At 40.5% G+C, this 11,883-nt stretch carries 11 protein-coding genes; 10 read left to right on the top strand and 1 reads right to left on the bottom strand.

Going from position 1 to position 11,883, the window contains the following annotated elements:
* Window positions 1-26: 26 nt before the first annotated feature.
* Genes cobT through I6N90_RS01570 form a run of 6 tightly spaced genes read left to right on the top strand, consistent with a single transcriptional unit; the run spans window position 27 to window position 6,214 of the window.
* The gene (gene cobT / locus I6N90_RS01595) at window positions 27-1,103 is read left to right on the top strand and encodes a nicotinate-nucleotide--dimethylbenzimidazole phosphoribosyltransferase (RefSeq protein ID WP_197933767.1); all 1,077 of its coding nucleotides are present in this window, start codon (window positions 27-29) and stop codon (window positions 1,101-1,103) included.
* A 14-nt stretch (window positions 1,104-1,117) separates the two neighbouring features.
* A complete protein-coding gene (locus I6N90_RS01590) occupies window positions 1,118-1,738 on the top strand; it encodes a bifunctional adenosylcobinamide kinase/adenosylcobinamide-phosphate guanylyltransferase (RefSeq protein ID WP_197933766.1) in 621 nt (206 codons plus the stop codon).
* Window positions 1,738-2,718: an adenosylcobinamide-phosphate synthase CbiB gene (gene cbiB, locus I6N90_RS01585; RefSeq protein ID WP_197933765.1), complete on the top strand. Its 981-nt coding sequence runs from the start codon at window positions 1,738-1,740 to the stop codon at window positions 2,716-2,718. The genes I6N90_RS01590 and cbiB overlap by 1 nt, the downstream gene beginning before the upstream one ends.
* Complete coding sequence (cobS, locus tag I6N90_RS01580) at window positions 2,700-3,521, top strand: adenosylcobinamide-GDP ribazoletransferase (protein WP_197933764.1); 822 nt, start codon at window positions 2,700-2,702, stop codon at window positions 3,519-3,521. The genes cbiB and cobS overlap by 19 nt, the downstream gene beginning before the upstream one ends.
* Before the next feature lie 31 nt (window positions 3,522-3,552).
* Window positions 3,553-4,656: a threonine-phosphate decarboxylase CobD gene (gene cobD / locus I6N90_RS01575; RefSeq protein ID WP_197933763.1), complete on the top strand. Its 1,104-nt coding sequence runs from the start codon at window positions 3,553-3,555 to the stop codon at window positions 4,654-4,656.
* The gene (locus tag I6N90_RS01570) at window positions 4,643-6,214 is read left to right on the top strand and encodes a cobyric acid synthase (RefSeq protein WP_197933762.1); all 1,572 of its coding nucleotides are present in this window, start codon (window positions 4,643-4,645) and stop codon (window positions 6,212-6,214) included. Before cobD ends, I6N90_RS01570 begins: the two co-directional genes overlap by 14 nt.
* Window positions 6,215-6,298: 84 nt before the next feature.
* On the opposite strand, the gene I6N90_RS01565 is transcribed toward I6N90_RS01570, so the two are convergent.
* Window positions 6,299-6,931, bottom strand: coding sequence for a DUF4304 domain-containing protein (locus tag I6N90_RS01565; protein WP_197933761.1), 633 nt, complete (start codon window positions 6,929-6,931; stop codon window positions 6,299-6,301).
* A gap of 629 nt (window positions 6,932-7,560) precedes the next feature.
* Between I6N90_RS01565 and I6N90_RS01560 the strand changes: the two genes are divergently transcribed.
* From I6N90_RS01560 to helD, 4 genes are all read left to right on the top strand, one after another.
* Entirely contained in the window at window positions 7,561-7,977 is a 417-nt protein-coding gene (locus I6N90_RS01560) for an ATP-binding cassette domain-containing protein (protein WP_197933760.1), read from the top strand.
* Window positions 7,978-8,070: 93 nt separating this feature from the next.
* Window positions 8,071-8,595: a hypothetical protein gene (locus I6N90_RS01555; protein WP_232242487.1), complete on the top strand. Its 525-nt coding sequence runs from the start codon at window positions 8,071-8,073 to the stop codon at window positions 8,593-8,595.
* A gap of 56 nt (window positions 8,596-8,651) precedes the next feature.
* Window positions 8,652-9,047 carry a hypothetical protein gene (locus tag I6N90_RS01550; protein ID WP_197933758.1) on the top strand — a complete coding sequence of 132 codons (396 nt, stop codon included), beginning with the start codon at window positions 8,652-8,654 and terminating at the stop codon, window positions 9,045-9,047.
* A 404-nt stretch (window positions 9,048-9,451) separates the two neighbouring features.
* The gene (gene helD / locus I6N90_RS01545) at window positions 9,452-11,863 is read left to right on the top strand and encodes an RNA polymerase recycling motor HelD (protein ID WP_197934753.1); all 2,412 of its coding nucleotides are present in this window, start codon (window positions 9,452-9,454) and stop codon (window positions 11,861-11,863) included.
* The last annotated feature ends 20 nt before the right edge of the window (window positions 11,864-11,883 follow it).

Below are 11,883 nucleotides of genomic sequence, written 5' to 3'. Positions count from 1 at the left end.
AGTGGAGTGGAGATGGGGAAATTATTATGTCAGTTATAGAAAATGGATATAGCGAAAATGATCTTAAGTCTGTTCTGGATCGTATAGTAGCATTTGATGAAGAATCGGCTATTCGCGCGGAGCGGCATTCCGATAATTTAACGAAACCACCAGGCAGTTTAGGAAAGCTTGAAGCTATCGCTCGTCAACTTGCTGGAATAACGGGTGTACTTTGGCCAGACTTATCTCGCAAAGCAGTCATTATTATGGCGGGTGATCATGGTGTATGTGAAGAAGGTATTAGTGCGTTTCCGCAAGCTGTTACGCCGCAGATGGTACTCAACTTTTTAAATGGTGGCGCTGCCGTTAATGTGCTTGCTAGGCATGCGAATGCAGACGTTGTTTGTGTAGATATAGGTGTTGCATCTGATTTAGAGCATAAATCGTTAATTAGTCGCAAAGTAGTAAGAGGCACACGGAACATGGTCAAAGAACCGGCAATGACTCGTGAAGAGACAATAAAAGCAATTATGATCGGTGTTTCAATCGTCGATGAGCAAGTTAAGAATGGTGTACGGATATTTGCCACTGGCGAGATGGGAATCGGCAATACGACAGCTAGTGCCGCAATAACGGCAGTTCTTGCTGGAATGTCACCTGCACAAGCGGTTGGTCGAGGAACGGGTATTAATGATGAAACATTCGCTCGCAAAATAGATGTAGTCCAGCGAGCACTCACACTCAACAAACCAGATCAGAATGACCCAATTGATGTACTCGCTAAAGTTGGTGGGGCAGAAATTGCAGGGTTGGTAGGCGTTATTATTGGTGCAGCGGCAAATGGATGTCCAGTTGTCATAGACGGTTATATTTCCTCTACAGCAGCATTAATTGCTGCTAAGCTTTCGGAACGGACAAGTCCGTATATGATTGCTTCCCATCTTTCGCAGGAGCAAGGACATTTGGGACTAATGAAGTCAATCGGATTATCTCCGCTTATTCAACTGGAAATGCGGCTTGGAGAAGGAACAGGGGCTGTATTGTGCTTCCATCTAATCGATGCGTCTCTTAAGCTTATGCAAGAGATGGCTACTTTCGATAGCGCAGGTATTTCCAAAGAGTAGATCGGAGGGTGATTATGGCTGTTCTAGTGACAGGTGGAGCGAGAAGTGGCAAAAGCAGATTTGCAGAAAGTTATGCAAGTCGTGTAAGTGGAAGTGGCATCTATATCGCATCATGTCGGCCTTATGACGATGAGATGAAAGATCGTATCGAAAGGCATCGGGAAGATCGCCTAAGAGCAGGTTTTGAGTGGGAGACGATCGAGGAGCCTTTTCAAGTTGCTGAACGATTGGATTTATTGAAGAAACAGTTTAGCGAACGATCCTCTGAAGTGGATTCTGGTGTGCGGGGAAATAGTTCTACAACTCCTACACAAATCGTTTTATTAGATTGTTTAACACTATGGTTATCGAATTGGCTGCTTAAATATGAGCAAGATGATGATGGAGCGACTAAGCTACGAGAAGAAGTAGATCGACTTATTGAAGCAATTGAAAAATTTACTTATCCTCTAGTTATCGTGACGAATGAGGTTGGAGATGGCATTGTTCCAGCATATGCACTCGGAAGACAGTTCCGAGATGAAGCGGGTCGACTTAACCAGCGTATCGCTGCTATTTGTGAGCGTGTATTTCTTGTGACAGCAGGCATCCCAGTCGATTTGAAGGCAATCGCTTTCCGGTGGGATGATCTCTAATGCTGTTGTACAGTTTTCAAGAGCTTTTGTTGTTATGTGCTGCAGCTATCGTTATCGATTGGGTTGTAGGTGATCCGAAGTGGCCTACACATCCAGTCATTTGGATAGGCAGAATTATTACAAGACTAGAACGTTTACTTGCGTCTGAACGATATAAAAATGAACCGTTAAAAGTAAAGCTGCTAGGCATCATTCTAACTACCATAACGATTACTTCAAGTTGGTTTATAATCTGGCTTATTGTATGGCTCGCTGACATGGTTCATCCATGGTTAGGTTATACGGTATCTGCGTGGTTCATCTCTACTACAATAGCTATAAAAGGTTTGAAAGACGCCGCTATGCTTGTATATATTCCATTGGTTAGTGGTGATATGGCAGACGCACGGAAGTATGTCGGATATATAGTTGGTAGAGATACTAATGATTTAAGTGAAAGTGAAGCTGTTAGGGCTACAGTAGAAACGGTAGCAGAAAATACGGTAGATGCCTTTGTTGCACCAATTTTATTCGGTTTGCTCGGTGGAGCCCCCCTTGCTATGTTATATCGAGCAACGAATACGCTTGATTCAATGGTTGGTTATCGCAACGATAAATATATTTATTTCGGCTGGTGTTCGGCGAGGTCAGATGATGTGTTGAACTACATCCCAGCAAGAATAACAGGAGCGTTGATCGTTTTAATCGTTTGGCTTACTCCGCGACTTAACTCTGATAAAAGTATAAGAGCCATTCGAACGTTTGCACATCTGCATCCTAGTCCCAATAGTGGAATTCCAGAATCCGCTGTTGCAGGAGCATTAGGCATTGAGCTCGGTGGCATTAATACCTATTTTGGTGTTAAAAGTGAGCGGGCAAGAATGGGATGGGCGACAAGAGCAATTCGGCCAAGTGATATTAAAGCTACTATCACTATAATGTACGGAGTTAGTGTAATTTTATTGGTAGGAGTGATGATAACGTGGTTTTTCATAAAATAAAACTTCATGTACAAGCATGTGCGGCCGCGTTTCAATTTTTAACGAGAATTCCGATTCCAATGTCTGTCCCTTTCGAGCGTCATGTTCTGACTCGCAGCGTCATTTACTTTCCGCTCGCTGGACTCGTTATTGGATTAGTAGTTGGAATGTCAGCTTGGCTACTAGGATTCGTGTTACCTCCTTGGCCTGCTTCTGCTATCGTTTTAGCTATTTGGACGGGATTATCTGGTGGATTACATATGGATGGCTGGATGGACACTGCTGATGGTGTACTTAGTCATCGCTCGAGAGAGCGAATGTTAGAAATTATGAAGGACAGTCGAGTTGGTGCGATGGGCGTACTGTCGGCTGTTTTTCTGTTGCTAATTAAAGTTTCTTTACTTGTTGAACTTATTGAAGGACAAAATCTCGGAAATCAAATTTCTTTGTTAACTGTAATTATTATGGCAGCATGTTGGAGTAGAGCATGGATGACGGTTGCAATTACTGGATGGTCTCCTGCAAGAAAGAATGAAGGTGTTGGGGTATTATTTAATGGCATTAAACGAAGATGGTCAGCAATATCCTTGAGTCTAGCGGCAATTATTTCTTTTACAACGTTGATTATTAATGACATAAACTATATAAATTCTTTGTTTATTATAACTGCGGCTTTTTTGATCACGATGATTTGTGGTTACGGTTTAGCATCTTGGCTTAATAGGAAGTTAGGTGGACTAACTGGCGATACATATGGTGCTATGAACGAAGCAATCGAACTTGCGATTTTGCTTGGTACGGTAATATGGACGTATACATCCTGATGAAACGTTGAAAACAGATGGAGGAAACATAATGCTCGAACGATATGGACATGGCGGAGATCTACGAACTGCAACGGAAACATACGGCATTACCTCAACTAGTTTCGTTGATTTCAGCTCCAATATGAATCCACTTGGTCCACCAAGTGTTGTGCAAAATGTGCTTATACAATATGCAAAAGACATCCATAACTATCCTGATCCTGCTGTTCGTGAACTACGGGACAAGCTCTCCGAGATTCATCATATTGAAGTGAATTCACTTCTAATCGGGAACGGTGCTGCTGAACTTATCGATTTAGTCGTTAGAGCACTTAAACCAAATAAAGTAGCTATTGCTGTACCATGTTTTGCAGAGTATGGAGACGCTGCTCGAAAACAAGGCATTGAAGTAGTTGAGTTGCCATTACACTCCAAATCGGGATTTGTTCTTGATGAAGAGTGGGTCCGACAGTCGCTTGAAAATGGTAAAGCTGATCTCTATATGTTAGGATCGCCCAACAATCCGACGGGTAGGTTTGTCTCTTCTAAACTGATCGTACAATTACTCGATAGTGGTGCGACAGTTGTTGTTGACGAAGCATTTATGGATTTTGTTCAAGAGGAAGATGATCACTCTCTTATTCGGAAAGCATCTTCGCATGAGCGATTGTTTGTGATTCGATCAATGACTAAATTTTATTCTATACCTGGCATTCGGCTTGGTTATATCGTTGGTCATCCTGAAAGAATCGAGCTTCTTCGTGCACTGCAGGTTCCGTGGAGTGTTAACTCCTTAGCTCAACTTATTGGTGTTGCAGTGCTTGGTGATCTTACATTTGTCAATGACACTAAGAACTGGTTACAGATTGAGAAAGAATACTTAACTGCTGGTCTATTGCAGTTAGGATTCGACGTGTTTCCAAGTGAAGTCAACTATTTACTTCTGCGCCTGCCAACTGTAATGAATAAATCGTCTAGCCAGCTTCAAGATGAGCTAGGGCATAGAGGCGTCCTTATTCGTGATGCATCTCGATTCCCAGGTTTAGATCATTCCTATATTAGAGTCGCTATTAAGCTTAGAGAACATAATGAAAGACTTTTACATGAAATAAGTGATCTTTTATCAGTGGGAGGTAGTGATGTTGGCAGATGACAAACGAATAACTGATCATCAAATTGGTCGAACAATTATGATTCAAGGGACAGCTTCTGATGTAGGAAAAAGTTTGGTGACTGCTGCACTTTGTCGTATTTTTACAGGGGATGGTTGGAAGACGGCTCCTTTCAAATCTCAAAATATGTCTTTAAATTCTTATGTGACTTGGGATGGCAAAGAAATAGGTAGAGCTCAAGGAATGCAAGCTGATGCTTGCGGCATTTTGGCAACGACAGATATGAATCCAATTTTACTTAAGCCAACAAAAGAAATGTCTTCGCAAGTTGTCGTTCATGGCGTACCGCTGAAAGAGTTTGAAGCGCGGGAATATAGAGAAGAGTATCTACCTATAGCTGGCGGTATCGTGCGTGAATCACTTGGTCGGTTAAGGCAAGATTTTGATATTGTCGTATTGGAAGGTGCGGGTAGCCCTGCGGAAATCAATTTGAAGGACAGGGATATCGTCAATATGCGAATGGCTGCTTGGGCAGACGCTCCTGTTATTTTGGTCGCAGATATTGATAGAGGTGGCGTATTTGCTTCCATTGTCGGTACACTTGAACTGTTGGAGCCAGAAGAACGTGATCGTATTAGAGGTTTTATTATTAATAAATTTAGAGGCGATGTGTCGCTGCTTAAACCTGGCCTTGATTGGTTGGAAGAACGGACGGGTAAGCCTGTATTTGGTGTTCTACCATATTTAAATGGACTCGAGCTAGAGGACGAAGATTCTCTTTCATTACATCATTTAAATGTTAATGTCCAGAGTGGTAGGGATGTTGTCGAAATCGCTGTCATTAGATTTCCGCTTATATCCAACTTCACTGATGTAGATCCACTTCGTTTCGAACAAGATGTTCAACTTCGATTTATTGATCAACCTCAGCAATGGGGAAATCCAGATGTCGTTATTTTACCCGGTAGCAAAAATACAATTGCAGATCTGTTATGGGTTCGAGAACAGGGGCTTGCAGACTTGATACTTAACCATATTGCAAGAGGCGGTGCGGTAGTAGGTCTTTGCGGGGGTTATGAGATGTTAGGAGAAAAGTTGCTTGACCCGTTGGGGGTAGAGTCAAATCAGCAGGAATCAGGTGGACTTAACTTATTCCCTTTTGAAGTTGAATTTTTACAAACGAAGCGAACTGTTCGTGTTGAAGGGTTTACAGAGCTATATTCAAGTGGAGAAGAAACATATATTGAAGGTTATGAAATCCATATGGGTGTAGTGAGACACCTAATTACTAAACCATTACAGCCGTTCAACATCCGAAAGAAATCAGTTCAAGGAGCAGAAGTCGGAGGTTCAGATTATGAAGCAGAAGGTGTAATGACGGATGATGGCCGTGTTTGGGGAACGTTTATACATGGCATCTTGCATAATGATGACTTCCGACTGAATTGGCTGAATGATGTTCGGAAGTTGAAAGGACTTCCTCCTCTTCATGCTGATCTTCGCTTCAATGAACGAAGAGAGGCAGCTTTTGATACGTTAGCAGAGCATGTGCGGAAACATGTGAATCTTCCACTCATTTATGAAACGTTAGGGGTGTAACTAGACCAAGTCCCGTCTATAAAGAAATTCAAATATATGATGTGTATTCAAATAAAAAGAATTTATCAAGCTATAAAATAATAGCTAAATGTCTACATTTAATGACGTGGAGGTAACTTGTAGACCTAATCGGTTAGCCAATTCTCTTGTAAATTCCATTTGAGTATCCAACTTTGTTTCATGAAACACGCTAGTCATACGTTGCTGCGCTTTTTCCATATTCCCGATTGAATAGTACAGCACCGTTAAATAGTGAGGGTTCTCATAAAAGCCTTCTTTTTCACGTAACTCCATTATTTTGATAACGTCATGAATATTTTCAAATTGGTGAAAGTGTGGAACAATATGTTCACAAATATCTTTTGTAATCGTTAGCTTAAGCTGCTGAATGTCAGTATCTTTAGTCAACCTATACCAACTATTATTTTTAGATAGTTCTGCAGATGTAATTCTCAAAACCGAGTTCACTTCCAAAGGGAATGATGGTTGTTGATAAAGAAATACCGTCCCAAATAATTTATCAACATAAATACCTGTATTAAAGCAGAACTCAGCTTCATTACGCGTATTCCATTTCGATGATTGAATGTTCAAGGTTGCGGAATATTCAGAAAACGCCTTCACGAAATTATTGCCTTGTTTTCTAAAGCCTTCTTTTTTTAACAAGGGAGCGATCGTTTCTTTTATTATTTGTTTCAAAACATCCTGCATTGTCATTGTTATCAATCCCCTCCAAGTTCACTCGTATCGATATCATAACATGTGGTCATTTTCGAGTGTTACTTAAAGGGGATAGTCTTACCATTTATTTGTATTGTATAAGTCCTAAATGTACTTCTGTTGGATTTACAATATAGGCCAGGTAAAAATCTCCGAAAGCCATTTTTTTGTGAAACAATGGCTCATTTTCAATCGCTTTTACAAGCGATTCATCGATTGATTCTACTTGGATTTGTATACGAGTGCCTTGCTGAGAATCAGCTGGACCTTGAGCAATTCCACCATCAATTCCAGGGTCCCCGTCGGTGACTGTTTTTGCTGTGCGTTACCCCCAATTTGGTTCCGAAACTTCCCATCCGAATACAGTAGAGAAAAACTTGGCTTGTAATTCAGGATTTTGACTACTGTGCATTTTTCATGAAACTACCAAAGGACGGGTTTCTTTTAAGAGATGTCCGACCCTTTGTTTGTTGATTCGGTTATTATTTTCTGACTCAATATTTTAAATGTTAATGCAACAGTAGTAGCATTAATCATGAGTTTGATTGTTTTTTAATCCATATATCTCTTTATAGGCACAAATATATTAACATATAAAGGATATGTTACTTTGAGGTGGTGGGAAGATGGGGTCTGATAATCTAATAGTTTTAAATGAAGTTACGAAGAGGTATGGGGATCGAGTAGTTTTATCTAACATTACGCTCCGTATAAATAAAGGAGAAAGTATTGTTTTAAGAGGAAACAATGGATCTGGCAAGAGCACTTTGCTTCGGTGTGTTGCCGGTTTAATTTCACTAACAGCAGGAACTAGGACTGTTCATCATTCTAAAATGGTGATAGGTTATATGCCGGATCGGTTATCTAAGCTAAGGTTGACATCAACAGAATATTTGACGCACATGGGTAAAATATCGAATATTCCGAGGAAAGAGCTTCATGAGCGTATTAAGAAGCTGCACAACTTTTTTCATATTGAGCAAAGCGAAAGCTTAAAAATGACTCATTTCTCTAAATTTAGAGAAGATATTTTCGAGAAATGATCAGTATTTTCAGCTAGATTAGATTAGAAAGATGAAACTAGTTCATTTACGTTATCAAAAAAAAACGGCGCTCAACTTCCTTCGATACTTTGTATGTTTAGTGAAACAGTTTATGGAAACAGTTCAATGAATGAATTTGCTCATATTTTTACTGACTCTTTCCAGAGGTATGATGGAATAGTTGGATATGCGGTTTCAAAGGAAGATCAAAAATGGCAAAACACAACAGATATTGATGCGTTTATGCAAGCTAATAAGACTTTGGATCGAGTAACATTCAAGCCTGATGACTTTGGAAAAGATAAAGAAATAATCGATATAGAGACTTTACCTGGATATAATCATTTTACGAGAGAAGGGATTTGGTTTGGTTCTGCGTGGAAAATGTGGTTTGGGCATAAGTTTTTCTCATACATCCCTAAAGAAAAATTACTTACATTCACTGATGGTTACAGCAATTTAGAATTAAGTAATGGCGCTATTAGCATAACTTTGTATGATAACATTTGGGCGTATAACAGACCATTAAATAGGGAGATCCAATGGAAATTCCGCAAGCAGGTTGGTATTGATGAGGTCGCACATAAAACAAGATACAACTACATTAAAAGAGGATAAGTGCCTATGAACTAGAAACAATAGCTATCTAATTTGTTAGGTTAGGTGAATGAATTGTGAAGAAAAAGACAAAAAAGATTGTTGTAGAAAAAAAGGAATACGTATATGTGATAAATAGTAAGTACGAGTACGTTCAAGGAGTAAGCAATATTACTCTATCTATTTCGTTAAAAGAACAAAAAAACGTAACATGTTTATTTCGGATTTGTACTTGGGAAGATGTAATTGCGGGAAGCCCTTTGTTAGTTGGTGTTTCTATAATGAATGTTACGACAAAAGAACATGAAAAATTCAATTTACATTCTCCTAAGATCGTTAGACAATTTGTTTTATATGGTTTGGAAAATGGGTGGGATGGATCTAATAGAATGGAGTTTAAAGACGGTCTCGAAATTATTAGTAGACTGGGATATGACATTTCATGGCTTAAACCAGCACAGAAACTGTGTTAAATATTTGAGATACTTATACGCTCTGATCGCAATAATTAGTTTTCGAAAATCCCCTTATGACGTTCAAGCAATTCTCGTTTAATAAATTTCCTATCTCAATGAAATGTCAATAGACATAAAAAAGATGACCCCCAATGAATCGGAGGGTCATCCCAAATCAGCGTAATTCGCAGTAGTTTATTAAGGGTACTAACATTTTGGATCAAATTCAACCTCTGAAAGAAGAGAAGAAAAAATAAATTGAACTAAAAATAACGCTATGATATACTCAATAGCGGTATTGACAATTCAATCAGAATAGTGTATGTAGTTTTACTCCTAAATTAATTTTACATCTAGATCTGTGATTTGTCAACGTCCTTTTTTATCCCATAAAAATGGAAAAAGGAGAGTGTTCAGAAAATATGAAGGTGAAGGATTGGCAACTTGAACAGAAAAGGCTGGAATGTGTTAGGAAAAAGCTGCAGGTGAGAATCGCCGAACTAGAGCCTGAGGTAGTCGGACTTAGCAAACAGGTTACGGACATCCGTAAGCGATTTTGGGAAGAAGTTACGATCAATACAAGCACACAAGAAGATTTCGAGGAGACATTCTACACGATAAACCAACAATCTGCGGTATTGGCCGAACGGGAGCGGGGCCATAAGTTATTGATGCAGCAATGGAAAAATATGAATCGTTTGCTCCCATCACCTTATTTCGGACGAATCGACTTTCAGGAGAATGGTCTAGGTAATATCGAGCAGTACTATATCGGCGTGTCTTCATTTCTCGATGAAGATGGATTGAACTTTCTTGTTTATGACTGGCGTACACCGATCGCAAGCTTGTATTATGACCATTCACCTGGTCTGGCATTTTATACAACTCCCGGTGGAAGAGTTGAAGGTGCGATGGAGCTAAAGCGGCAGTTTCAAATTCAAAGTGGGCAAATCCACAATATGTTCGACGCAAACGAAACAATCGGAGATGAATTGTTGCAGCAAGTGCTTGGCAAAGGTGCGGACTCACAAATGAAGAGCATTGTCGCAACTATCCAGAAGGAACAAAACGCAATTATCCGTAACGACAATAGTCGGATGCTTATTGTACAGGGTGCGGCCGGCAGTGGTAAGACTTCCGCTGCGTTGCAGAGGGTGGCGTATTTACTATACAAACACCGACAGAAGATCAGCGCCGATCAAATCGTTCTTTTCTCACCAAACCCGATGTTTGCTAGTTACATTTCTACGGTTCTTCCGGAACTCGGTGAAGAGAACATGCAGCAGACAACTTTTCAAGAATATATCGACTATTGGCTAGGCTCCTCAGTAAGGCCTGAGGATGTCTTTGATCAGATGGAATTTGTACTAACGGCCCAAGGAGAGACGGGGTATGAAGCTCGTATTCAGGGGATCGAATATAAAGCTTCCGATTATTTCTTGCAAGCTCTACACAACTACGGAATGTGGTTAGGTCAGGAAGGCATGATGTTCAATAGTATTCGATATCGGAATCGTGATTTGATAACTGCAGATCGAATGAAGGTTCAATTTTACGGTAATGAACGTTCTTTACCGTTGTTCCATCGTGTCGTTCTCTTGCAGGAATGGCTACTGAAGGAACTAGCTGCGCTGGAACGTATGGAACGGGAAGCCGCTTGGGTACAGGAGGAATTGAATTACTTAGACACTGATCAGTACGCGGAAGTGTTCGGGATGTTGCATAAGGACAGGGAAGTACTCGATTTGGCGGAACAATACGCTACCATTCACGAGAAATTGAACAACAAGCGTCGGGAAGATGAAAGTGACTTTGACTTCGCACAGAAGGAAGAAGATTTGCTCTGCCGAAGAATCGTGAAAGAAAGCTTTAGCCCACTGCGAAAAAGTGTGAAAAAATTTTCGTTTATAAACATCAAAGGCATATATAGCCAATTGTTTGTGGATGAAGCAACTTATCTGGAGAGAACGAATGGCACTCAAATTCCTCCGATGTGGACTGAAATATGCAGGCAAACCAAGGATTCGATTGTCCGAAGCGAGTTGTTCCATGAGGATGCGACGCCGTATTTGTATGTAAAAGAAATGATTGAGGGTGTTCGAACGAATACGGAAATAAAGTATGTCTTCGTTGACGAGGGTCAAGATTATTCGGCGTTTCAATATGAATATTTAAAAAAGCTGTTTCCCCGTGCAAAGATGACGGTGCTTGGTGATTACGGGCAAGCGATCTTCATGCAGTCTACAAGTCTGACAGCAACTGATTCACCGCTTGTCCGACTTTTCGGCGAAACCGAAACAAGTCTTATCCGGCTCGTACGCAGTTACCGTTCAACTAAAGAGATTGTTCATTTTACGAAATCGATGCTTCTAGACGGTGGAGATATTATACCAATCGAAAGGGGAGGGAAAAAGCCTCTTTTGACTAGATTGCAAGGTAGTGAGGGATCTGATGCACAAATAATGGCTGATATAGCCATACTTAGAGCTGAGGGCTTCGATTCCATCGCAATTATTACGAAGAGCGCGGCTGAAAGCCGTCTAGCCTATGAATCGCTACGAATTCATGGAGGGGAATTTCTGCAACTCATTACAAAGGAGACAATGGGCTTTGAAAAAGGAGTAATGGTTATCCCGGTGTATCTCGCTAAAGGTGTTGAGTTCGATGCAGTAATGATCTATGACGCTTCGTCTGAAGCTTATAGCCGGGAAAACGAGCGTAAACTTATGTATACAGCGTGTACACGGGCCATGCACCGGCTTCAACTATACACGAGGGGTGATTGGTCGCCGTTCGTGCAAGCATTGCCTGCGAATTTGTATGAGAATGCGTAATATGATGAATTTTTTCCTCT

Source organism: Paenibacillus sp. GSMTC-2017, from assembly GCF_016019935.1.
GTDB lineage: Bacteria > Bacillota > Bacilli > Paenibacillales > Paenibacillaceae > Pristimantibacillus.
Note: the sequence above shows the minus strand (reverse complement) of the source record. Positions and strands in the feature narration are given on the sequence as shown.